Below are 22,883 nucleotides of genomic sequence, written 5' to 3' on the forward strand. Positions count from 1 at the left end.
CTTCTTCACGTGCCCTACCGCCGGACGCCAGCCGTGCAAGCGCGGCTCGATGCCCAGCGCAAGACGGTGCTGGACGCGGCCATCGCGCTGCTGAGCGAGCAGGGTTACGCGGGGTGCTCCATGGCCGCCGTCGCCGCCCGGGCCGGGGTCGCCACGGGCACCGTCTACAAGCACTTCACCAGCAAGTCCGAGCTCTCCGTCGAGCTCTTCCGCACCGTCGTCACGCGGGAAGTCGCCGCCGTCGAGGCGGCGGCCCACGGGCCGGGCGACCTCATCGAGCGGATCGTCGCGGTGATCGAGACGTTCGCGGGCCGCGCGCTCAAGGCGCCGCGGCTGGCCTACGCCCTGCTGGTCGAACCGGTCGAACCGGCCATCGACCAGGAACGGCTGGTGTTCCGGCGGGCCTTCCGGGACATCTTCGCCGAACGCATCGCCGAGGGCGTCGCGACCGGCGTCCTGCCTCCGCAAGACCCACAGCTGACCGCCGCCGCCCTGGTCGGCGCCGGGGCGGAAGCCCTGGTCGGACCGCTGACCGACGGCTCCACCGACGTCCTGCCGGGCCTGGCCCGGTTCACCCTGCGCGCCCTGGGAGGAACGCATGCCGAGCACCCATGAGGTCACCAACCAGGTCCCGCCGCTGGCCGGGCACGACATCGCGGGTTACCCCGCCTTGCTCGAAGGGTTGCACCGCGAAGGCGCGGGCGCAGCCGAGCCGGAGTTGCGGGAGCTGGGCACCCGCGCGGGCAGCGCGGAGGTCCAGGACTGGGCTCGCCTCGTCGAGGCCTACCCGCCGAAGCTGCGCACCCACGACCGCTACGGCCACCGCATCGACGAGGTCGAGTTCCACCCGCACTGGCACGACCTCATGACCGTCGCGGTCGAGCACGGCATCCACGCCGCGCCGTGGCGCAGCGCGGAACCCGGCGCCCACGTCGCCCGCGCCGCCAAGATGTTCGTGTGGGGGCAGACCGATCCCGGACACCTCTGCCCCATCTCCATGACCTACGCCGCCGTGCCCGCGCTGCGCACCTCACCGGAGCTGGCGAGCAAGTTCGAGGCGCTGCTGAGCTCGCCCGTCTACGACTTCGGGCTGCGGGAGCCGAGCACCAAGCGCGGCCTCATCGCCGGCATGTCGATGACCGAGAAGCAGGGCGGCTCCGACGTCCGCGCGAACACGACCAGGGCCACGCCCAACGCCGACGGCACCTACACCATCGTCGGGCACAAGTGGTTCACCTCGGCGCCGATGTCCGACGTGTTCCTGACCCTCGCGCAGGCGCCGAACGGGCTCTCCTGCTTCCTGCTCCCCCGCGTCCTGCCCGACGGCAGCCGCAACGCACTGCGGTTGCAGCGCCTCAAGGACAAGCTGGGCAACCGGTCGAACGCGTCCTCGGAGATCGAGTACGACGACGCGATCGGCTGGCTGGTCGGCGAGGAAGGCCGCGGCGTCCAGACGATCATCCAGATGGTCAACCTGACCCGGCTGGACTGCACGATCGCGTCGTCCGCGGGCATGCACCTCGGTGTCACGCAGGCGTTGCACCACGCGATGCACCGCAAGACCTTCGGCACCACGCTGATCGACCAGCCGTTGATGCGCAACGTCCTCGCCGACCTGGCCATCGAGGCGGAGGCCGCGACGCTGACCAGCATGCGCCTCGCCGGTGCGGTCGACCGCGCCCTCGGCGGGGACGAGCAGGAGGCGGCGTTCCGCCGGATCGGGATCGCCGTCAGCAAGTACTGGATCTGCAAGCGCGCGCCCATGCACGCCGGCGAGGCCCTGGAATGCCTGGGCGGCAACGGGTACGTCGAGGAGTCGGGCATGCCACGGCTCTACCGCGAGGCGCCGCTGCCGTCCATTTGGGAGGGTTCGGGCAACGTCGCCGCGCTGGACGCGTTGCGGGCCATGGCCAAGCAGCCCGACACCGTGCAGGCGTACTTCCGAGAGGTCGAGCTGGCCGCTGGCGCCGACGCGCGGCTGGACACCGCCGTCGCGCAGGTGCGCAAGGAACTGTCCGATCTGGACGACATCCAGTACCGGGCCCGGCGCGTCGTCGAGCTGATGGCGTTGGTGCTGCAGGCCTCCCTGCTGCACCGGCATGGCAACGCGGCCGTCGCCGACGCGTTCACGGCGTCCCGGTTGGACGGCGACAGCGGGCACGCGTTCGGCACGCTGCCCGCCGGGGTGGACACCGAGGCCATCCTCGAGCGCGCCCGGCCGGTGTTCTCGTGACGGCGGTCCGCACCGAGACCGCGGCCGGCGTGCGGTCGATCATCCTGTGCCGGGCCGACGAGTACAACACGATCACGCCCGAACTACGGGACGAGCTCGCGGCCGCGATCGACGAGGCCGACAACGACCCGGACGTGCACGTGATGCTCCTGCGCGCCGACGGTCCGGCGTTCTGCGCCGGCTACGGCCTCGACTGGTCGACGCAGATGCAGGCCGCCGAGTCCGAATCGGACCGGGTGTGGGACTCCGTCGCCGACATGCGGGTGTTGTCCACGTTCATCGACGTGTACATGAAGCTCTGGTACGCGAGCAAACCCACCATCGCGGCGGTGAACGGCTGGTGCATCGCGGGCGGCACGGACATGGTGCTGTGCGCCGACATCGTGGTCGCGGGCGAGGGCGCCTCGTTCGGCTACCCGCCCGCCCGGGTGTGGGGCACGCCGACGACCGCGATGTGGGTGTACCGCCTGGGTTTCGAGAAGGCCAAGCGCTACCTGCTCACCGGCGACGAGATCCCCGCGCCCAAGGCGGCCGAGATAGGGCTGATCCTGGAGTGCGTGCCGGACGACCAACTGGCCGACCACGCGATGGCGCTGGCCAAGCGGATGGCACAGGTGCCGGTGAACCAGCTGCGCATGCTCAAGCTGTTGTGCAACCAGACCGCGGAGAACATGGGGCTGTCGTCCAGCCGCACGCTGGGCACGCTGCTCGACGGCGTCGCCCGGCACACCCAGGAAGGGCGCGACTTCGTGGCCCGATCCGCACAGGCGGGCATCCGCCAGGCGGTCCGCGAGCGTGACGACCCGTTCGGCGACTACGGATCACGGGGCCGCTCATGACCGTGCGGATCGACCACGACGGCCCGGTCACGATCATCACCATCGACCGGCCGGACCGGCGCAACGCCGTCGACCGCCGCACGGCCGAAGAACTCGCCAAGGCGTTCCGGGACTTCGAGGCCTCCGATGCGTCGGTCGCCGTGCTGACCGGCGCGAACGGCACGTTCTGCGCGGGCGCCGACCTCAAGGCGATCAGCACCGGCGACGGCAACCGGGTCGCGCCGGACGGCGACGGTCCGATGGGGATCTCGCGGCTGCGCCTGACCAAGCCGGTCATCGCGGCGGTCAGCGGGCACGCCGTGGCCGGCGGGCTCGAACTGGCGTTGTGGGCCGACCTGCGGGTGGCCGACGAAACGGCGGTGTTCGGGGTGTTCTGCCGCCGGTGGGGCGTGCCGCTGATCGACGGCGGCACGGTGCGGCTGCCCCGGCTGATCGGCACGAGCGTGGCCATGGACCTGATCCTGACCGGCCGCGCCGTCGAGGCCGAGGAGGCGCTGCGGATCGGCCTGGCCAACCGGCTCGTGCCCGCGGGCCAGGCCCGGGCCGCCGCTGTCGAACTGGGCAAGCAGCTGGCCGCGCTCCCCCAGACCTGCCTGCGCCACGACCGGTTGTCCGTCCTGGAGCAGGACGGCCTCGACGAGGAAGCGGCCGTGGCGAACGAGTTCCGGCACGGCATGATCTCGCTGGCCGACGGCGCGGTCGCCGGGGCCACGCGGTTCGCCGAGGGGGCCGGGCGCCACGGCGCTTGACGCCTCATACCGTGGTCGCGTCCTACCCCGTGCGACCGGCCCGCGGGTAGGGTCGGGCGCATGCGGACACTGCGCACGCCGGACGACCGGTTCGCCGCCCTGCCTGGTTTCGACCTCGAACCGCACTACGCCGAAGTGTCCGATCAGGACGGTGGCACGCTGCGGATGGCCTACGTCGAAGCCGGTCCCGCCGACGGTCCGGTGGCGGTGCTGCTGCACGGCGAGCCGAGCTGGTCGTTCCTGTACCGCACGGTGATCCCGGTGCTGACCGACGCCGGGATCCGGTCGGTGGTACCGGATCTAGTCGGGTTCGGCCGCTCCGACAAGCCGGCCGAGCCAGGCGACCACAGCTACGCACGCCACGTCGAATGGGTGCGTGCCTTGCTCTTCGACGCCCTCGACCTGCGGGGCGTGACCGTCGTCGGCCAGGACTGGGGTGGGCTGATCGGGCTGCGCCTGGTCGGCGAGCACCCGGACCGGTTCGCCCGCGTGGTCGCGGCCAACACCGGCCTGCCCACCGGCGACACCGACATGCCCGAGGTGTGGTGGCAGTTCCGCACCGCCGTGGAGAAGGCGCCCACGCTGGACATCGGCCGCTTCGTGCAGGCGGGCTGCCGCAAACCGATGCCCGACGACGTGCGTGCCGCCTACGACGCGCCGTTCCCGGACGAGTCCTACAAGGCCGGCCCGAAGGCCATGCCCGGCCTCGTGCCGACCCGGCCCGACGACCCGGCGAGCGCGGCGAACCGGGCCGCGTGGCAGCGGCTGACCGAGCTGGACCTGCCGTTCCTGGTCGCGTTCAGCGACGGCGACCCGATCACCGGTGGCATGGCGCCGATCCTGGGCCGGGCGATGCCGGGGGCCGCCGGGCGCGAGCATCCGACGATCGCGGGCGCCGGTCACTTCCTGCAGGAGGACGCCGGGCCCGAGCTCGGCGCGGCGATCGCGGCGTTCGTCCGCGGCTAGGCACCGTCCTGCGGATCCGTGGTCGCGGTCTTCGCGCCGAGATCCACAGGACAGCGCCTAAAACAGCCAGGTCAACGCGCGCAGGGCCTTCTCGTGGTACTTCGGCTGGCCTTCGCGCAGCGCGAAAGCCATGTCCTCCAAGGCATAGCAGCGCGCGTAGAACACGGCCCGCGCCCGGACGTCGGCCGCTTGCTTGCCCAGCAGACGGTCCACGACAGGCCCGCCGAGGTCGCGGTAGAGCGCGGCGAAGTCGTGCGCCGGATCGGTCAGCTCCGCGTCCGACCAGTCGATGATCCCGGTGATCTTGGTGCCGTCGACCAGGATGTGCTCGATCCCGAGGTCGTTGTGCGCGAACACCCGTTCCGGGCTCGGCTGGGGCGGTGAGTCGGCCAGGAACGCCTCCACCATGGGCTTGTGCAGCACCGGCACGTGGTCGCGGATCTCGCGGTAGGTCTCGACGGACTCGTCACGCCACTGCGCGGGTGAGTAGTTGTCGACCGTCGCGAGCCCGGCCATCTCCGCGGTGTGGGTGCACTCGATGAACTCCGCGAGCTGGTCGAGCACGAAGGGCCCGACGGCCGGGACGTCGATCAACGGCGTGCCGGGCAGCTTCCGGTAGGCCAGACAGCCGTGCTCGTGGTCGACGAACACCACTTCGGGCACCGGCACCGGCGAGATGGCGGCGACCGCGGTCAGCAACCGCGCCTCGTGCCCGAGCTTCTCCCGGTCCGGCACCTTGGCCACCCGCACCACCAGGTCGCCGACCAGGAAGGCGTCGTTGTCGTACCCGGATCCCAGCACCCGCGCCTCACCGCGGTGACCGGACAGGTGCCGGCGCACAAGATCACGAACCTCGCGAAGCTCCACCCGGCAAGGTAACCACGACGGCCGTGCTCGGCAGTTCGATTTGCCGGTTCCCATAAATTGCGGTGTCCGCAAAGTTGCGGGACACGCAAGTTCGTGTACGGTGGAGCCATGGGGACCGAAGGCCTGCGTGAGCGGAAGAAGGAGCAGACCAGGGCGGCGCTCAGCTGGGCCGCCCTGCGCCTGTCGGTCGAACGCGGTTACCGCAACGTCCTCGTCGAGGACATCGCCGCCGACGCGGGCGTGTCGCCCCGCACGTTCAACAACTACTTCGCGAGCAAAGCCGAAGCCATCGTCTGGCGGCACATCAACCGGGCCAAGGCCATGTCCGGCCTGCTGCGGGACCGGCCCCGCGACGAGCCACTGTGGACGGCTCTGGCCGAGGCTTCAGCCAGCCTGGTCGACGACGGCGGCGTCCCGCCCGACCCGGACTGGGTGGCGGGCGTCCGGCTGATGCTCACCGAACCCGAGGTGCTCGGCGAGGTGTTGCGCCGCACCGTCGAAGCCGAACGCACGCTCGCGGAAGCCATCGCCGAGCGCACCGGCATGGACGCCGGCAAGGACCTCTACCCGCGCCTCGTCGCCGCCGCCCTGAGCGCGGCCCAGCGAGTCGCGTCCGAGCAGTGGATGCAGGAGGGCAACGACTTGTCGATGGCCGCCTGCCTGCGCGAGGCCATCGGCCAGCTCGCCGCGGGCCTGCCCGAACCACCGCACTAACCCCGAAACACCACCAAGCCTGGACGGCCCGCGTGCCGCCCGGGGGAAGAAGGCTTGCCATGAACGCGGATGTGATCATCACCGGCGCGGGACCCAACGGGCTTTTGCTGGCCGGCGAACTGGCGCAGGCGGGCCTGCGACCGGTCCTGCTCGAAGCGTTGCCCGAACGCCCGGCCGAACCGAAGGCCAACGGCCTGGTCGGCCGGGTCGTGCAGGCCATGGACTACCGCGGCCTGCACGAGCGGCTCGCCGGCACGGCGCGGCTGACCAGGATGGACGGCTTCCAGTTCGGCGCGCTTCCCCTTGACCTGCAACGCCTTGCGGAACACTCGATGTTCGCCCTGCCGATCCAGCAGCGCCTCCTGGAGGCCCGCCTCGAAGAATGGGCGCGGGAACTCGGCGTCACCGTCCGGCATGGACACGAAGTCGTCGACGTGCGCCCGGACGCCGACCAGGTCACGGTCGACGTCGCCGGGCCGGCGGGCACCTACTCGATGAGCGCGCGCTACCTCGTCGGCGCCGACGGCGCGCACAGCGTGGTGCGCAAGCGATCCGGCATCGGCTTCCCCGGCTTCACCGACACGGGCTTCGTCGGGCGGATGGGGCAGGTCGGCATCGACGCGTCGGTCGCCGACCACAAGACCGGCGTGCTGACCGTGCCCGGCGCCGGCACGTTCCGCCCGGCCACGTTCACCCGCACCGAGCACGGTTTGTTCGCGTACGGCATGTTCGTCCCCGGCGTCTTCCGGGTCGCGGTCCACGAGTGGGACCAGACGGTGGACGAGTCGGCTCCGATGACGCTCGCCGAACTGCAGGAGTCGCTGGAACGGGTGCTCGGCGGTCCGGTCCCGCTCACCGCGCCGCCGAACGGGGCGGAGCTCGGGTTGCGCCGCAGCACCGACGCGAACTCCCGGCTGGCCGACAAGTACCGCGCCGGACGGGTTTTCCTGGTCGGCGACGCCGCCCACGTCCAATCGGGATTCGGCGGTCCGGGGCTCAACCTCGGCATGCAGGACGTGCTGAACCTGGGCTGGAAGCTCGCCGGTGTGCTGAATGGCTGGGCGGACGAGTCCCTTTTGGACACCTACGAGGCCGAGCGCCGGCCGGTGGCCGCCCGCGTCCAGGCCCAGACCAGGGCGCAGACCGCCTTGGTCGGCGCCGGCCCGAACATCACCGGCCTGCGCGACGTCATGACCGAGCTGCTGCAGGACGAACCCGCCATCCAGCGGATCGCCGACCTGATGGCGGGCGCGGACATCCGTTATCCCGCACCAGGTTGCGATCACCCACTGGCCGGGCGGTGGATGCCGGACCTGCCGCTGCGCGAGCACGGCCGGGTGGCCGAACTGATGCGATCCGGCCGGCCGGTGCTGCTCGACTTCACTGGCACGCTTGCGGAAACCGCGCAGCCGTGGCGTGATCGCGTGGACGTCTACACAGACCACACCGACACCGCGCCGGCCGACGCGGTGCTGATCCGTCCGGACGGTTACGTCGCCTGGGCGGGCTCCGACGGGCTCGTCGAGGCGCTGACCACCTGGTTCGGCGACGCGCTCATGCCAGCCGGTACGCCCGGTGGGCATTTGCTGAGCTGATCATCGTCACGATCCGCTCGGCGTCGGCGGTGTCCCGCAGGAACTCCGCGAGCCCGAGGCGGAACAACACGGCGCCGAGCAAGTAGAACTCGGCCAGCCCGAACGCGTCGCTGGAGTAGAGCACCCGCCCGAACGGCGCCAGCTCCAGCAATTCGGCGAGCACCGCCGGCGCCCGGGAGCCGACCGCGTGCGTTGCCAGGCCGACGTCGACGTACACGTGCGGGAAGACCTGCGCCAGGTAACCGGCGTTGCGGTGGAACGGGTAGTTGTGCAGCAGCATCACCGGCACCCCGCTCGATGCCGTGGCACGCAACAGGTTCGTGAGCAGCAGCGGGTCGGCGCGGTGCAGGTCGAGGTCCGGGTCACCGTAGCCGCAGTGCAACTGGACCGGCAGCCCGCGGTCGATGCCGCACCAGATCAGGAACCGGTGCAGCACCGGATCGGCGAGCCGCCTTGGTCCAGCCCGACCTGGTTCAGCCCGCCCTGGTCCAGTACTGCGCAGCCAGCGGTCGGCGGCGGCTCGCACCTCGGCGTCGGTCGGCCGCTCCCCGGCCAGGTCGAGCCCGACCCGGTACGCGGCGATCGACTTCACCGCGACCGCGTCCCGCTCGGCCAGCGCGGACCGGAAGTCGTCGGCGAAGCCCGCGGCAGTGGTGGTGAGCTGCTCGGCGAGGTGCTCCAAGCGGACGACCGTGCCGACCTCGGCACCGGACAACGCGGCGAGCTCGGCTTCCGTGGTCAGCTCGTCCGGGCGGAACCCGCCGTCCACCAACAGCCGCGACACGCCCGCGGCGCGCAGCATCCGCCGGTTGACCTCGTCGGCGCCCAGCTCGCGGCGGCGCTCGAGGTAGTCGGCGGCGGGTGCGTCGGCCGGCAGGTCGAGCACCGGTGCGCACCAACGGCGAACGGCCAGCCCGACCTGGGAATCGAAGCGCGACTCGCCCGGGCCGGGTGGCGTTCCGGCCTCGGTCAGCAACGCCTCGAACGCGTCCCGGTCCAGGTCGGCGCGCACCACGCCGTGGCAGTGGTGGTCCACAAGGGGGACAGCATCGGCAAACTCAAGCGGCTCTCGCATCTCCCTCGGTAGCCTCGCAGGCCTGCAAGCGGTGGGGCAAGCAGGCAGGAGGACCGGTGGACGAGCACGATCGCCAGGCGCGGGGCGCCGCGGCGCGGGACAAGCTGCCCGAGCTCGCCGCGCGGGGGGTCGAGCTGGTCGCGGTGACCTTCGTCGACAACAGCGGCGTGACCAGGGTCAAGGCCGTTCCGCTGGCCCGGCTCGAGTCGGCGGCGGCCTGGGGCATCGGCGCGGCGCCGTGCTTCGACGGGTTCACCTTCCACGACCTGCCCGGCAACGTGCCCGGCCCGGACGCCCCCGGCGCGGTCGGCGACCTGCGCCTGCACCCGGACCTCGCCCGCGTCGTCCCGCTCGCCGCGCGGCCCGGCTGGGCGTGGGCACCCGGCGACCGCTACGGCCAGGACGGCACACCGCACCCGATCGACGCGCGGATCATGGCCGGCGCCGCCGTGACCGCGCTGGCCGACGCCGGGTACACGGCGAAGGCGGCGTTCGAGGTCGAGTGGATGGTCGGCAAGGACACCGAAGACGGTTCGTGGGTGCCCGCCGTGCGTGGCTCGGCCTACGGGATGGGGCGGGTGGTCGAGCTGGCGGACTACCTGCGTGCGGTGGTCGCGGCGCTGATCGAGCAGGGCGTGGCCGTGCAGCAGATCCACCCGGAGTACGCCCGCGGCCAGTTCGAGCTGTCGGTCGGGCACGAGGACCCGGTCGGTGCCGCGGACACGCTGGTGCTGGTGCGCGAGACGATCCGCGCGGTCACGCTCACGCACGGGCTGCGCGCGTCGTTCGCGCCGAAGGTCCAGCCCGACGGCCTCGGCACGGGCGGGCACGTGCACCTGAGCGTGTGGGACGGTGAGCAGAACATCTTCGCGGGCGGCGACCAGGCGTTCGGCCTGACCACGACGGCGACCCGGTTCACCGCGGGAATCCTGCACCGGCTGCCGGCGCTGGCCGCGATCGGCGCGCCGTCGGTGGCGAGCTACCTGCGCCTCGTGCCGAAGTACTGGGCGGGCGCGTTCGTCGGCTGGGGCCTGGAGAACCGCGAGACCGCGATCCGCGTGATCGCCGGCCCGGCGGGCAGCCGCGCGTGGGCGGCGAACATCGAGGTCAAGTGCTTCGACCAGTCGGCCAACCCGTACCTGGTGGTGGCGGCGCTGCTGCGTGCCGGCCTGGCCGGCCTGGCGGAGGCGGCCGAACTGCCTGACCCGGTCGACGTCGACCCCATGACCCTGGACGAGCCCGAACGCGCGGCCCGCGGCATCACCCAGCTGCCCACGACCCTCGCCGACGCCATCGACGAACTCGAAGCCGACGAAGCCCTCGAAGAGGCGCTCGGCGAACGGTTCCTGCGCACGTTCATCGGCGTGCGGCGCACGGAGATGTTCTCGCTGACCGGCCTGACCCCGGAGCAGGTCGTCGACGCTTACCGCTGGGTCTACTGACCGGCCACGCGGGCCACCGCGGGCGACAGGATCGGTTGCCACCGCACGAAAAGCGCGCGCAACGCGGCACCGTGCTCGCGTTCGATCTCGGCGGAGTGGGCGAGCACGTCCAGCTCGTTGATCGCGGTCAGGTCGGCGAACTCGGTCAGCTCGGCGCCGGCCAGCCGCTCGCTCGTCCCGGTGAACCGGTCCCAGACGACGCCGGTCGAGGCCAGGTCCCGCCACGTCCGCGACCGGTCGCACGCGCCGTAGCGGTAGACCAGCTTCTCCGCGTCCGCGCCGATCATGCCGGCCAGCACCGAACGCTCCCCCAGCTCGAGCAGCGTCACGTCGAAGCCGTCGGTGCCGTACACGGCGTGGGTCAGCCCGGCCTGGCACACGTGCTCCGGCTCGCCGAGCTCCTCGAGCCAGTCGTGCACCCGCACCAGGTGGGCGAGCAGCGTGCCACCGGGGTGGGGCAGCTCCGGCGCGACCGTGCCGCGCAGGAATTCCAGCGCGGTACTCACTCGGTGCCCAGCACGTCGGCGATGTGGAAGCTCACCGGGCGTTCGAGCTGCTCGTAGGTGCAGCTCTCCGGGGTGCGGTCGTCGCGCCAGCGCACGAACTGCGCGGTGTGCCGGAACCGCACGCCTTCCATGTAGTCGTACCGGACCTCGACCACGCGCTCGGGCCGCAGCGGCACGAACGACAGGTCCTTGCCCGCGTTCCACCGGCTGCCCTCGCCCTTGCGCGGCGTGCGTTCGCCCTCCTCCTGCTTCGCCCACGCCCACGGGTGGTCGTCGAACGAGGTGACCAGGGGCTGCATCTCCTGGAACAGCTCCTTGCGCCGCTCCATCGGGAACGCGCCGATCACCCCGACCGACGCCAGCTTGCCGCGGTCGTCGTAGAGGCCGAGCAGCAGCGAGCCGATCCGGTCCTCGCCCGACTTGTGCACGCGGTAACCCGCGACCACGCAGTCCGCGGTCCGCTCGTGCTTGATCTTGGTCATCACGCGCTTGTCCGGCTGGTACACCAGGTCCGGCTTCTTGGCGATCAGCCCGTCCAGGCCCGCGCCCTCGAACTGCTCGAACCACTGCCGGGCCACGTCGAGGTCCTGCGTGAGCGGCGTGATGTGGATGGGCGGCTTCGCGTCGGCGAGCACCTTCTCCAGCATGCCACGCCGCTCGGCCATGGGACGCTCGGTGAGGTCCTCGTCGCCGAGGGCGAGCAGGTCGAAGGCGACGAAGCTGGCCGGAGTCTCCACGCTGAGCAGGTTCACCCGGCTCGCCGCGGGGTGGATGCGCTGGGCGAGCGCCTCGAAGTCGAGGGTGTTGCGCTCGGTGTTGGCCACCACGACCTCGCCGTCGATGACCGCGCGCGACGGGAAGTTCGCCTTCACCGCCTCGACCACCTCGGGGAAGTACCGCGTCATCGGCTTCTCGTTGCGGCTGCCGATCTCCACCTCGTCGCCGTCGCGGAAGATGATGCTGCGGAAGCCGTCCCACTTGGGCTCGTACAGCTGACCGGCGGGGATCTCCGGCGCCGGCTTGGCGAGCATCGGCTTGACTGGGGGCATCAGGGGCAGGTCCACACCGCCAGTCTGGCAGGTTTGGCCCGGTCAGCGGGGCACCGACGCCAGATCGTCGCGTCCGAGCAGCCTGGCCGCGACGAGCAGCGCTACCGCGAACACCGCGGGCCCGACGACCTGCGGGGCGTGCAGGAAGACCAGCCCGGGGACTGTGTCCAGCAGTTGGACCACGCCGTTGAGCAGCAGCATCAACCGCAGCGCCGCCCAGCGCCGGAGCACCAGGAACCACACCAGCGGCGCGAGCAGCACGACGGCCCGCACCGTCGTGTAGGCGCCGAACACGCGCGCGGACGCCGAAGTCCCCGGAACCAGGGACGCCGGGTCGGCGACCTCGGCCACGGCGAAGTAGACCCCGGCAAGCACCGTCGCCGCGACGACGACAACCACGTACCAGCGCACGCTCAATAAGGGTGCCTTATCGTTCGGTATCCGAATCATAAGGCCACGCTAGCATGTGGTCATGGCGCAGACGACGAATGTGGCGCACTTGCTCAAGAGGCTCGGTGATCACGCCCATCGCCGGCTCGCAGTGTTGCTGGAGCCATTGGGTTTGCGCCCGCGCCACCTCGGCCTGCTGGCCTTGGTCGAAGAGGCGCCGATGGCCCAGCTCGACCTGGCCCGGGCCGTCGGCGTGGCGCCGAGCGTGGTGGTCGACATGCTCGACGAACTGGACGCGCTCGGCGCGGTCCGGCGCGTGCGCGACCGCGCGGACCGGCGCCGTCAACTGGTCGAGCTGACCGACGCGGGCCGGGCGCTGCACCGCAAGGCCAACGCCCGGCTCGCCGACGTGGAGACCGAGATGATCGCGCCGCTCTCGCCGAGCGCCGCGAACGCGCTGCGCAAGGCGCTCACGACGCTCGCCGCACAGCTCTGAGCGTCAGCTCGACGCGACCAGGGCGAAACGCAGGTCGCCCTCGACCGTGTCCTCGACGTCGAGGGTCCGCTCGTCGACGAACTCCGCGCTCAGCGGGTCCATGAACACGTGTGCACCGCTGTTCTCCTCGGTGGCGGTCACGTCGGTGTCCTCGGCGAGCGCCGCGACGGTCAGCATGACCTGGCCCGTGCCGTCGCCCTCCGTGGTGGCCACCCGCTCCAGGCGGATGCCGCCACCATCGGACACGCCTTCCGATTCGGTCAGCTCGGCAATGGCCACGCCAGCTTCCGGCGTGATGTGCAACATGAGGTCACTCCTCTCGCGTGAACGGGTCGGCTACCCACCGGCTCCGCGGGCTGAAACGTCACCCGCCGACACCGGCCGCGAGCCGGTCGAGGTGCTCGGCGATCCAGGGCAGCGCGAGCGGGTCCTCGGCCGCGAGGGCCTGCTCACGCTGGGCATCGGTCTCGCCGTACAGCAGGCTCGTCGCGACCCGCAGGCGCAGGGCGGCCGGGTCGTCGCCGAACGCGGAACCCGGCAAGGTGGCGATCCCGTGGTCGTCGAGCAGGGTCCGGGCGAGGTCCACATCGGAGTCCGCACGACCGGGCAGGGCCGGGTAGAGGTAGAACGCGGCCTGCGGGCGTGGCGTGGCGAAGATGTCCGCCACCGCGGCGGCAACGCGGGCGTGCAGGCGACGGCTGGCCGCGATCCGCTCGACCAGCGGCGCGGGCTCGTCGAACGCGAACGCCGCCGCGTGCTGCACCGGCTGGGCAGGCGCCGACCACACCTCGCTCGCCGCGTGCAGCACCTTGTCGCGCAGGCCGGCCGAGGGGAACCGGGCGACGCCGAGGCGCCAGCCGCCGACGGCGAGGTTCTTGCTCAGCCCGGTCGTGACGACCGTGCGGTGCGGCACCAGGTCGGCCGGGCTGAGGAAGGGCGTGGCCGGGTCGTGCACGAGGTCGCGGTAGATCTCGTCGGAGACCACCAGCAGGTCGTGCCGCTCGGCGACCTCGCACAGCGCGGTGATCACGGCTGGATCAGCGAGCGTGCCGGTCGGGTTGTCCGGCAGCGTGACGACCACTGTGGACAGTCTGGTGCGCCGGGCGAGGGCGTCGAGCCGGTCCGGGTCGGGCACGCCGTAACCGGGTACCCGGTGCACCGCCAACCCGTGCAACGCGGCCTGCGCCGCGTAGCTGACCCAGCTCGGCTTGGCCAGCGCCACCGCTCCCCCGCGAGCGCCGAGCACCGCCCACAGCAAAGGTTTGCTCCCCGGCCCGGCCACCACGAGCTCGGGATCGGTGGGCAGCCCGCGTCGTGCCCAGTAGCCGGCGGCGGCCGCTCGCAGCGACGGAATCCCCGCCACCGGACCGTAACCGGCTTTCCCGGCGGCTTCGGCCAGCTTCTCGACCAGCAGCGGGTGCACCGGCACACCCGCCTCACCGAAGCCGAGTGGGACGGTGGGCAGGCCCGCGGCCTGCCTGCGACGAACTTCCTCGTTGATGGCCAGCGTGGCGGAAACGGTCATGCGTCCACCGTCGCGTCGACCCAGCATCAAGTAAAGTGCGAGATCACGTTGCTGAACGCAAGGAAAGCCGATGCTCGACCTGCACCGCCTGGCCCTCCTGCGCGAGTTCGCCGAGCGGGGCAGCATCGCCGCCACGGCCGTCGCGACGGGCTACTCCGCGTCCGCGGTGTCGCAGCACTTGTCGGCCCTGGAACGCGAAGCGGGCACGACCTTGCTCGACCGCACGGCCCGCAGCGCCACCCTCACCGAGGCCGGCGTTCTGCTCGCCGAGCACGCGGTGACGGTGCTGGCCGCGGTCGAAGCGGCGGAGTCGGACGTCGCGGCCCTGACCGGCGAGGTCACCGGGCGCGTGGTCGTGAGCGTCTTCCCCACCGCCGCGACCGCCTTCGCACCCGTGCTGGCGGGACTGCGCACCACCTACCCGCGCCTGGAGATCGCCCTGCGCCAGCACGGCCCGCGCGAGGCGCTGCCCCGGCTGCGCAACCGCGAGGCCGACCTCGCCGTCGTCGACGACTGGGGTACGCGCAAACCGCCACTCGACCCCGACTTGCACCGTGTTCCGCTCCTGCGTGACCCCCTCTACCTGGCCGGCGACCGGGCCAGCCACACGTGGTTGTGCGCGCCGCCGGACCAGCCGTCGCGGGTGGCGACCGACCGGGTGCTGGCCCGCGAGGGCATCGAGCCGGTGCTGCGCTGGGAATTCGAGGGCCTGGCGACGATCGCCGAGCTGGTGGCGAACGGCACCGGCGCGGCCGTGCTGCCCGGCCTGGCCCTGCTCACCGCGGACCCGCCGAGGATCCGCGTGCGCGGCGCTCGCCGGATCGACGCCCTGGTCCGCACCGCAAGCCGCACCCGTCCCGCGGTCGCGGTCACGCTGGAAGCCTTGCGCCACCGAGCCAAGGAGCTTTCCACCCCCGGCAAGACGCCGACCCCGTAACTCCACGCGCGGGCCCGGAGCGTGGAACACACCCGGCCGGAACAAGGGACACACCCGGTCGGAACGAGGGACACGCCCAGCCGGAACGAGCGACACGCCCAGCCGGAACGAGGGACACACCCAGCGGGAACGGGGGACACACCCGGCTGGACGAGGGGACACACCGGGTCGGAAGAGGGGACACACCCGGTCGGAGCGGGGGGACACGCCGGGAGGGCGGCTCGGCTGGGGTGGAGGAGGGCCACCCCAGCCGAGCGCCGGGTCCTACTCGTGCGCCGCCCGTGCGCGCCGGATGGTGTCCCGGTACCAGTAGGCGCTGGCCTTGGGCGTGCGGACCTGCGTCTCGAAGTCCACGTGCACGAGGCCGAACCGCTTGGCGTAGCCGTAGGACCATTCCAAGTTGTCCATCAGCGACCACGCGAAGTACCCGCGCACATCGGCGCCCGCCCGCACCGCGGCCGACACGGCGGCGATGTGGTCGGCGAAGTACTCCGTGCGGTCGTTGTCCTTGACGAAGCCTTGCTCGTCGGGTTCGTCGGCCCAGGCCGAGCCGTTCTCGGTGATCACCATCGGCAAACCCGGGTAGTCGCGGGCCAGGCGGGTAAGCAACGCCGTGAAGCCCTCCGGCACGATCTCCCAGTCCATTTCGGTCACCCGGCGGCCCAGGCGCACCTCGCGGCTCACCGGGTTGCCGTCGGAGTCCACAGTGGAACCGTCCTCGGCCACACCGGAGGTGAGGCTGGTGAAGTAGTAGTTGACGCCGAGGGTGTCGATGGGCGTCGAAATGATCTCCAGGTCGCCGTCCTGCACGGGCAGCACGACGTTGCGGGCGGCCAGGTCCTCGACGACGTCCGCGGGGTACCGGCCGTGCACCAACGGGTCCAGGTAGATCCGCACGGCCAGGCCGTCCTCGCGGCGCGCGGCCTCCCGGTCCGCGAGGCTGTCGGTGGCCGGCTCGTGCTGGCTCATGTTCAGCGTGATGCAGAAGTCCGCGTCGGGGTCGGCCGCACGCATCCGTTGCGTGGCAAGGCCGTGACCGAGCAGCAGGTGGTGCACGGCGTGCATCGCGGCGCCGAAGTCCTGCCGACCCGGCGCCTGGCGACCCTGGTGGTAGCCGAGCATGGCCGAGCACCACGGCTCGTTGAGCGTCGTCCAGTGCCGCACGCGGTCGTGCAGGGCGTCGAAGACCAGCATCGCGTAGTCGGCGAAGCGGTACGCGGTGTCGCGGGCCGGCCAGCCGCCCGCGTCCTCCAGCTCCTGCGGCAGGTCCCAGTGGTAGAGGGTGAGCCACGGGTCGATGCCGCCCGCCAGCAGCTCGTCCACGAGCCGGTCGTAGAACCCGATGCCCTTGGGGTTCACCGGTCCACCGCCGTGCGGCTGGATCCGTGGCCACGCCACCGAGAACCGGTATGTGTCCACCTCGAGGGACTTGATCAACTGCACGTCCTCGGGCATCCGGTGGTAGTGGTCGCAGGCCACGTCACCGTTGTCGCCGTTGTGCACCATGCCCGGAACGCGGCAGTAGGTGTCCCAAATGGACGGTGTGCGGCCGTCCTCGGTCGCGGCGCCCTCGATCTGGTACGACGACGTGGCCACGCCCCAGCGGAACCCCGCGGGCAGCCCGGCGAGCAGCTCCGGTCCGGCCCCGATTTCGGGCAGGGTGTTCCCCAGTGTCACGATCCCCTCCAGGGTGTCGGGTCAGGAACGAGCAGTGGTGCTGCTCGTGGAGTTCTCCGCGGTCCGCCCCGCGCCGGGGACGTGCAGCCAGCAGGCCACGGACCGGGTCTTGTCCTCGGGCGCCGCGAGGACGGGGTCGCGATCGGCGCACGGCTCGAACGCCCGCGGGCAGCGCGGGTGGAACGCGCACCCCGACGGCATGGCCCGCAGGTCCGGCGGCGAGCCGGGGATGCCGGTGAGCTCGCGGCGTTCGCCCCGCAGGGCGGGGAACGACTTGAGCAGGCCCAAGCTGTAGGGGTGCAACGGTTCCCGGTAGAGCTGCCTGGCGTTCGCCTCCTCGACGATCCGCCCGCCGTACATGATCGCGATCCGGTCGGAGAGCTCGACGAGCAGCGACAGGTCGTGGGTGATGAACAGCACCGCGAACCCGAGGCGCTCACGCAGTTCGGCCAGCTGGGTGAGGATCTGCCGCTGCATCACGACATCCAGCGCGGTGGTCGGCTCGTCCATGATCACGACGCTGGGCTCCAGGGCGAGCGCCATCGCGATCATCACACGCTGGCGCATGCCGCCGGAGAGCTGGTGCGGGTAGCTGTCGAGCCGGTCGGTGTTGATGCCGACCAGCTTCATCAGCTCCGCGGCCCGCGCACGGCGTGACGCCGGCGTCGACCGCTTGTCGTGCGCCTTGATCACGTCGCAGAGCTGCGTGACGACCTTGTGCACGGGGTTCAGCGAGTTCATCGCGCCCTGGAACACGATGGAGATCTCCGACCACCGCAGCTTGCGCAGCTGCGGCCGGTTGAGCCCGAGGATGTCCACCGGCGCGCCGTCCTGCGGGTGGTAGACGACCTCGCCCCCGCTGACCACGCCGGGTGGCGGCAGCAGCCGCGTCATCCCGTAGGCCAAAGTGGACTTCCCGCTGCCGCTCTCCCCCGCCAGGCCCAGCACCTCACCGCGGTGCAGGGTCAGCGAGACGTCCCGCACGGCCTGCACGGCGTCCGGGCCCATGCCGTAGTCCACCGACAGGTTCTTGATCTCCAGCACGGGTTCGCTCACCGGTCGCCTCCCCGCACCACCGGGGTGAAGCCGGCGCGCATCCTTCCCCCGGTCCGCAGACGGGGGTTGACGAACTCGTCGATGCCGAAGTTCACCAACGACAACGACGTGCCGAGGATCGCGATCGCGAGCCCGGCCGGCACGAACCACCACCAAGCGCCCTGGTCGAGCGCCTGCTGGCTCTGGGCCCAGAACAGGATCGTGCCCCAGTTCCACTCGGCCCCACCGGAGACGCCGATGAACGCCAGCGTGATCTCGGACAGCACGGCGAAGATCACCGTGCCCACGAAGCTGGACGCGATCACGGCGGTCAGGTTCGGCAGGATCTCCACGCCGATGATCCGCCACGTGGACTCGCCGGTCGCCCGTGCCGCCTCGACGTAGTCCCTGCGCCGCAACGACAACGTTTGCGCACGCAGCACCCGCGCACCCCACGCCCACGACGTGCAGCCGATGATCAGCGCGATGCCCAGGGTGGACACCTCGGGCACGATCGAGGCGATGATCACGATCAGCGGCAGCGCCGGGATCACCAGGAACACGTTGGACACCGCGGACAGGCCCTCGCCGCCGAGTCCGCTGAGGTAACCGGAGGTGACGCCGATGACCACCGCGAGGATGGTCGCCACCAGCCCGGAAACCAGGCCCACCACCATCACGCTGCGGGTGCCGACCAGCAACTGGCTCAGGATGTCCTGACCGAGGTGGGTGGTGCCGAGCCAGTGCCTGCCCGACGGTCCTTCCAGCAGGTCGCTGCTGCGCGCCGACGGGTCGTACGGCGCGATCCACTCGCCGATCACGGAGAGCACCACGAGCACGCCGATGATCACCAGGCCGGTGATCGCCTTGCCCGTGGCGAGGAAGCGGAACGCCTGCCTGCGCTTGCCGGCCGGTTCCTCGACCGGGACGGCGGCGGCGACGTCTGCCGCGGGTACGGCCATCGCTCAGCCCTCCCTGCGGGTGCGCGGGTCGAGGGCGAGGTACGCCACGTCGGCGAGCAGGTTCGCCACCAGCACCGACAACGTGATGACCAGGAAGATGCCCTGCATGAGCGGGTAGTCCTTCGCGCCGAGCGCCTGGAAGAGCTCGTAGCCGACGCCGGGGTAGGAGAACACGATCTCCATCAGCAGGGTGCCGCCGACGATCAGGCCGAGGGACATCGCGAACCCGGACACGTTGGGCAGCAACGCGTTGCGCGCGGCGTAGCTGACCATTACGCGCCGTTCGGACAGGCCCTTGGCGTGCGCGACGGTGATGTAGTCCTCTTGGGACACCGTGACCATCATGTTGCGCATCGACATGATCCAGCCGCTCATCGACGTGATCAGGATCGTGACCGCGGGCAGCACGCTGTGCAGGACCGCGCTGCTGATGAAGTCCCAGGTGAAGCTCGGCGTGACGCCGGGGTCGTAGCCACCCGACGACGGGAACGCACCGCCGTCGCCCGCGAACAGCGTGATCGCGATCAGGCCGAGCCAGAAGTACGGGATCGACGACAGGAACGTGGTGACCGGCAGCACGAGGTCGGCCCAGCCGCCGCGGCGCCAGCCGACCAGCACGCCGAGCCCGGTCCCGAGCACGAAGCTGACGATCGTGGTCAGCCCGACCAGCGCGATCGTCCACGGCAGACTGTCACCGAGCACTTCGGACACCGGCGTCGGGAAGAACGTGAACGACAGCCCCAGGTCACCGCGCAGCAACTGGCCGAGGTATTCGAAGTACTGGCTGAAGATGCTCTGATCGGTGTCCATCCCGAACAGCACGTACAGCGAGTGGATCGCGTTGGAGTCGATCTGGCCCTGCGCCCGGTTGACCATCGACTGCACCGGGTCGCCGGGGATGGCGCGTGGGATGAAGAAGTTGATGGTGATCGCGGCCCACGCCGTGAACAGGTAGAACCCGATGCGCCGCAGGAGGTAGCTCATGAGGCCGCCTCCACCGAAGGCGTGTCGAACAGCCAGCACGCCGCCCAGTGACCGGGCTGGTCGCCGACCTCCAGACGCGGCGGGGATGCCACCGAGCAACGGTCCATCGCGAACGGGCAGCGCGGGTGGAACCGGCAGCCCGACGGCGGCGAGATCAGGCTCGGCGGCTCGCCCTGGGCGCTGTCCTCGGGGGCATCGGTGCGCCCGGTGAGCCGGTCCGGGTCGGGCGCGGACTCGACCAGCAGCCGGGTGTACGGGTGGGCGGGTGACTGCGTGACCGTCTCGCTGTCCCCGCCCTCGACCACCTGACCCGCGTACATCACCTGGATGTCGTCGGCGAAGTAGCGGGCCGAGGCGATGTCGTGGGTGATGTAGAGGATCGCCAGGCGCAATCGGTCCTTCAGGTCCCGCAACAGGTTCAGCACGCCGAGCCGGATCGAGACGTCCAACATGGACACCGGCTCGTCGGCCAGCAGCACCTCCGGGTCGGCGGCCAGCGCCCGGGCGATCGCCACGCGCTGGCGCTGCCCGCCGGAGAGCTCGTGCGGGAACTTGTCCAGGTAGTTGCGCGCCGGCGTCAGCTGCACGCTGGCCAGCAGGTCCTCCAGCGCGGCCTCGCGTTCGGCCCGGGTGCGCCCGGCGTTGCCGTGGATGCGCAACGCGCGCGTGAGGTGGTAGCGCACGGTGTGGATCGGGTTGAGCGAGGCGAACGGGTCCTGGAAGACCATCTGGACCGCGCGGCAGTACGCCCGGAACCGCCGCCCGCCGCGGACGTCCACCGGCTCGCCGTGCAGCCGGATCGTGCCCGCCGTCTGCCGGTGCAGCTGGGCCATCACCCGGGCCACGGTGGACTTGCCGGAACCGGATTCGCCGACCATCGCGGTCACGTGCCCACGCCGCAGCGCGAAGCTCACGTCGTCGACCGCGTGCACGTGGTGGGTGGTGCGCTTGACCACGTCCCGGCCGGTGCGCCGGACCGGGAAGTGCTTGGACACGCCCTCCGCCTCGAGCACCACGTCGCTGTCGTCCGTGGTGCCCGAGGCGGGGGCGTCGAGCTCTGCCGTCATGTCACGCGGCCGGCTGCAGGTGCAGCAGGATGTCCAGCGCGTTGATCAGCGTCGGCTGGGCGGGGGCGTACGGGTTCTGCTCGTCCGGCCAGCCGACCCAGTGCCGGGTGGAGTACTCGCCACCGGCGTTCGCGGCCATCAGCGGGATCACCGGCATCTGGTCGACCATGATCTGCTGGACCTGGTCGAGGGCGGCCTTGCGGCCCGCGTCGTCGGTCGCGTCGGCGTACCTGGCGATGGCGTCGGTGGCCTGCTGGTTCTTGAAGCGGCCGTAGTTGCCGCTCACGCCACCGGTGCCGACCGGCTTGTACAGCGTGCCGTCCATCATGTTCTGGTACATGTCGTACGGCGTGTAGCCGTTGTTCGTCCAGTGCAGCACGCCCTGGAAGTTGCCGGTCTCCACGTTGGTGGTCCAGGCGTCCTCGTTGGCCTTGTCCACCTTGGCTTCGATGCCGATCTGGGACAGGTTGTCCTTGATGATCTCGAGGTCGGTCTGGTAGTCCGACCAGCCGGCCGGGTCCGACAGCGTGATGGTGACGGGCTTGCCGGACGGGTCGACCAGCTTGTCGCCGTTGTAGGTGAAACCGTTGCCGGTCAACAGGGCCTTCGCGCCGGCGACGTCCACGGTGGCGTTCTTGCCCTTGAACGCGTCGGCGATGTAGGGCTCGCCCGCCGGGGTGGGGATGCCGGTGATCGAGTCGACCTTCGGGTAGAAGTAGCCGGCCTCGCCCTGCTGGACGACGTCCTCGCGGTTGATCGCCATGTTCATCGCGCGGCGCAGCACCGGGTTGTCGAACGGCTTGCGCTCGGTGTTGAGCCACAGGCCGTGCACCGCGAGCACCGATGGGAACCAGAGCTTGAAGTGCTGCGGGTCCTTGTTGGTGTAGACCGCCTTGTAGTTCGGGATGAAGACGAAGCTCCACTCGGCCGAACCGTTGGCCAGGGCCGTGGTCTGCGCGTTGTTGTCCGTGTAGGAGGTGTAGCGCAGCTCGGTGACCTTCGGCGGCGCCTGCCAGTAGCCGTCGCGGCGGACCAGCGTGACGGTCTGCGGCGTGAAGGTCTTCAACGTGTAGGGGCCGGTGCCGACCGGGTTCTTCACCGGGTCCGTGGTCGGGTCCTTCATCTTCGACCAGATGTGCTTGGGCACCACCGGCGTGTTCAGGATCTTGTTCTGGTTGACGTACTGCGACTTCGGGAAGATCAGCGTGACCTGGTTGCCCGACGCCGCGATGTCGCCGAACGGGATCGAGTTGATGTTCAGCGCCGACTTGTCCTTCAGCAGCTGGAACGTGTACGCCACGTCGTCGGCGGTCATCTTCTGCCCGTCGGAGAAGGTGACGCCGTCGCGGATGGTGATGGCGACCTTCTTGAAGTTGTCCGACCACTCCCACTTCGTGGCCAGCCACGGCTTGCCGGGATCGGTCGGCTTGACCACGTTGGTCATCACGAGCGGCTCGAAGATCACCCGGCGGTAGCCCAGCGAGGCACCGGCGGACGACTCCAGGAACGGGTTGCTGTTGTTGGTCTGCGGCCCGTTCGGCATGCCGATGGTCAGCACGCCGTTCGACGGCGTCTTGGCCGCGGAGCTGCCCCCACCGCACGCGGCCAGGCAGGACAACGACAAGACGCCCGCGACGACTAACGCGACGGCCGACGAACCGCGACGCTTGGCTCGCATGGGTCCTCCTCGGGGTGGTTCGGCGCGGCAGAGTCAACTCGTTTGTTCGCCCGCACGTCAATAACGACCAGGTGACGGCCCTCGCCTAAATTCAAGA

Annotated in this window: 23 protein-coding genes; 10 read left to right on the forward strand and 13 right to left on the reverse strand. The window is 71.0% G+C overall.

What is annotated here, in order from left to right; translation table 11 throughout:
* Nucleotides 1–9: 9 nt before the first annotated feature.
* Genes EV186_RS16240 through EV186_RS16260 form a run of 5 tightly spaced genes read left to right on the forward strand, consistent with a single transcriptional unit; the run spans nucleotide 10 to nucleotide 4,787 of the window.
* Nucleotides 10–615, forward strand: a complete 606-nt coding sequence (locus EV186_RS16240) for a TetR/AcrR family transcriptional regulator (RefSeq protein ID WP_133850040.1) — start codon at nucleotides 10–12, stop codon at nucleotides 613–615.
* Complete coding sequence (locus EV186_RS16245) at nucleotides 599–2,233, forward strand: acyl-CoA dehydrogenase family protein (RefSeq protein ID WP_133850041.1); 1,635 nt, start codon at nucleotides 599–601, stop codon at nucleotides 2,231–2,233. The genes EV186_RS16240 and EV186_RS16245 overlap by 17 nt, the downstream gene beginning before the upstream one ends.
* Nucleotides 2,230–3,072 carry a crotonase/enoyl-CoA hydratase family protein gene (locus tag EV186_RS16250; protein ID WP_133850042.1) on the forward strand — a complete coding sequence of 281 codons (843 nt, stop codon included), beginning with the start codon at nucleotides 2,230–2,232 and terminating at the stop codon, nucleotides 3,070–3,072. Before EV186_RS16245 ends, EV186_RS16250 begins: the two co-directional genes overlap by 4 nt.
* Nucleotides 3,069–3,821: a crotonase/enoyl-CoA hydratase family protein gene (locus EV186_RS16255; RefSeq protein ID WP_133850043.1), complete on the forward strand. Its 753-nt coding sequence runs from the start codon at nucleotides 3,069–3,071 to the stop codon at nucleotides 3,819–3,821. The genes EV186_RS16250 and EV186_RS16255 overlap by 4 nt, the downstream gene beginning before the upstream one ends.
* Before the next feature lie 60 nt (nucleotides 3,822–3,881).
* A complete protein-coding gene (locus tag EV186_RS16260) occupies nucleotides 3,882–4,787 on the forward strand; it encodes a haloalkane dehalogenase (protein WP_133850044.1) in 906 nt (301 codons plus the stop codon).
* Nucleotides 4,788–4,844: 57 nt separating this feature from the next.
* On the opposite strand, the gene EV186_RS16265 is transcribed toward EV186_RS16260, so the two are convergent.
* On the reverse strand, nucleotides 4,845–5,654 hold the full coding sequence (locus EV186_RS16265) for a phosphotransferase family protein (RefSeq protein WP_166659193.1): 810 nt from the start codon (nucleotides 5,652–5,654) through the stop codon (nucleotides 4,845–4,847).
* 108 nt (nucleotides 5,655–5,762) lie between these two features.
* Between EV186_RS16265 and EV186_RS16270 the strand changes: the two genes are divergently transcribed.
* Nucleotides 5,763–6,368: an acyl-CoA-like ligand-binding transcription factor gene (locus tag EV186_RS16270; protein ID WP_133850046.1), complete on the forward strand. Its 606-nt coding sequence runs from the start codon at nucleotides 5,763–5,765 to the stop codon at nucleotides 6,366–6,368.
* A 59-nt stretch (nucleotides 6,369–6,427) separates the two neighbouring features.
* Nucleotides 6,428–7,963, forward strand: a complete 1,536-nt coding sequence (locus EV186_RS16275; protein ID WP_133850047.1) for an FAD-dependent monooxygenase — start codon at nucleotides 6,428–6,430, stop codon at nucleotides 7,961–7,963.
* Here the strand turns inward: EV186_RS16275 and EV186_RS16280 are convergent.
* Nucleotides 7,923–9,038 carry an amidohydrolase family protein gene (locus EV186_RS16280; protein WP_133850048.1) on the reverse strand — a complete coding sequence of 372 codons (1,116 nt, stop codon included), beginning with the start codon at nucleotides 9,036–9,038 and terminating at the stop codon, nucleotides 7,923–7,925. The genes EV186_RS16275 and EV186_RS16280 overlap by 41 nt on opposite strands.
* A 56-nt stretch (nucleotides 9,039–9,094) precedes the next feature.
* On the opposite strand from EV186_RS16280, the gene EV186_RS16285 reads away from it, so the two are divergent.
* The gene (locus EV186_RS16285) at nucleotides 9,095–10,480 is read left to right on the forward strand and encodes a type I glutamate--ammonia ligase (protein ID WP_133850049.1); all 1,386 of its coding nucleotides are present in this window, start codon (nucleotides 9,095–9,097) and stop codon (nucleotides 10,478–10,480) included.
* On the opposite strand, the gene EV186_RS16290 is transcribed toward EV186_RS16285, so the two are convergent.
* From EV186_RS16290 to EV186_RS16300, 3 genes are read right to left on the reverse strand one after another with little or no spacing between them, the layout of a single operon-like run.
* Complete coding sequence (locus EV186_RS16290) at nucleotides 10,474–10,986, reverse strand: DUF6817 domain-containing protein (protein WP_133850050.1); 513 nt, start codon at nucleotides 10,984–10,986, stop codon at nucleotides 10,474–10,476. The genes EV186_RS16285 and EV186_RS16290 overlap by 7 nt on opposite strands.
* The gene (locus tag EV186_RS16295) at nucleotides 10,983–12,050 is read right to left on the reverse strand and encodes an ATP-dependent DNA ligase (RefSeq protein WP_133850051.1); all 1,068 of its coding nucleotides are present in this window, start codon (nucleotides 12,048–12,050) and stop codon (nucleotides 10,983–10,985) included. The genes EV186_RS16290 and EV186_RS16295 overlap by 4 nt, the downstream gene beginning before the upstream one ends.
* A 27-nt stretch (nucleotides 12,051–12,077) precedes the next feature.
* Entirely contained in the window at nucleotides 12,078–12,446 is a 369-nt protein-coding gene (locus tag EV186_RS16300; RefSeq protein WP_133850052.1) for a hypothetical protein, read from the reverse strand.
* A 61-nt stretch (nucleotides 12,447–12,507) separates the two neighbouring features.
* On the opposite strand from EV186_RS16300, the gene EV186_RS16305 reads away from it, so the two are divergent.
* Nucleotides 12,508–12,921: a MarR family winged helix-turn-helix transcriptional regulator gene (locus tag EV186_RS16305; RefSeq protein WP_133850053.1), complete on the forward strand. Its 414-nt coding sequence runs from the start codon at nucleotides 12,508–12,510 to the stop codon at nucleotides 12,919–12,921.
* 3 nt (nucleotides 12,922–12,924) lie between these two features.
* On the opposite strand, the gene EV186_RS16310 is transcribed toward EV186_RS16305, so the two are convergent.
* Both EV186_RS16310 and EV186_RS16315 read right to left on the reverse strand, forming a co-directional pair.
* Nucleotides 12,925–13,227, reverse strand: a complete 303-nt coding sequence (locus tag EV186_RS16310; RefSeq protein ID WP_133850054.1) for a hypothetical protein — start codon at nucleotides 13,225–13,227, stop codon at nucleotides 12,925–12,927.
* Nucleotides 13,228–13,285: 58 nt separating this feature from the next.
* Nucleotides 13,286–14,446 (reverse strand): pyridoxal phosphate-dependent aminotransferase, encoded by a 1,161-nt coding sequence (locus EV186_RS16315; protein ID WP_133850055.1) that lies wholly within the window; start codon nucleotides 14,444–14,446, stop codon nucleotides 13,286–13,288.
* Between the two features lie 70 nt (nucleotides 14,447–14,516).
* Here EV186_RS16315 and EV186_RS16320 point away from each other — a divergent pair, with 70 nt between their 5' ends.
* Nucleotides 14,517–15,383 (forward strand): LysR family transcriptional regulator, encoded by an 867-nt coding sequence (locus EV186_RS16320; RefSeq protein ID WP_133850056.1) that lies wholly within the window; start codon nucleotides 14,517–14,519, stop codon nucleotides 15,381–15,383.
* Nucleotides 15,384–15,647: 264 nt separating this feature from the next.
* Here the strand turns inward: EV186_RS16320 and EV186_RS16325 are convergent, their stop codons facing one another.
* From EV186_RS16325 to EV186_RS16350, 6 genes are read right to left on the reverse strand one after another with little or no spacing between them, the layout of a single operon-like run.
* On the reverse strand, nucleotides 15,648–17,054 hold the full coding sequence (locus EV186_RS16325) for a GH1 family beta-glucosidase (RefSeq protein ID WP_133850296.1): 1,407 nt from the start codon (nucleotides 17,052–17,054) through the stop codon (nucleotides 15,648–15,650).
* A 27-nt stretch (nucleotides 17,055–17,081) separates the two neighbouring features.
* Nucleotides 17,082–18,116 (reverse strand): ABC transporter ATP-binding protein, encoded by a 1,035-nt coding sequence (locus EV186_RS16330; protein WP_166659194.1) that lies wholly within the window; start codon nucleotides 18,114–18,116, stop codon nucleotides 17,082–17,084.
* Entirely contained in the window at nucleotides 18,113–19,057 is a 945-nt protein-coding gene (locus EV186_RS16335; protein ID WP_133850057.1) for an ABC transporter permease, read from the reverse strand. Before EV186_RS16335 ends, EV186_RS16330 begins: the two co-directional genes overlap by 4 nt.
* A gap of 3 nt (nucleotides 19,058–19,060) precedes the next feature.
* On the reverse strand, nucleotides 19,061–20,041 hold the full coding sequence (locus EV186_RS16340; RefSeq protein ID WP_133850058.1) for an ABC transporter permease: 981 nt from the start codon (nucleotides 20,039–20,041) through the stop codon (nucleotides 19,061–19,063).
* Entirely contained in the window at nucleotides 20,038–21,108 is a 1,071-nt protein-coding gene (locus tag EV186_RS40790; RefSeq protein ID WP_133850059.1) for an ABC transporter ATP-binding protein, read from the reverse strand. The genes EV186_RS16340 and EV186_RS40790 overlap by 4 nt, the downstream gene beginning before the upstream one ends.
* A 1-nt stretch (nucleotide 21,109) precedes the next feature.
* On the reverse strand, nucleotides 21,110–22,786 hold the full coding sequence (locus tag EV186_RS16350; RefSeq protein WP_133850060.1) for an ABC transporter substrate-binding protein: 1,677 nt from the start codon (nucleotides 22,784–22,786) through the stop codon (nucleotides 21,110–21,112).
* Between the last annotated feature and the right edge of the window lie 97 nt (nucleotides 22,787–22,883).

The sequence above is a fragment of the Labedaea rhizosphaerae genome, assembly GCF_004362825.1.
GTDB lineage: Bacteria > Actinomycetota > Actinomycetes > Mycobacteriales > Pseudonocardiaceae > Labedaea > Labedaea rhizosphaerae.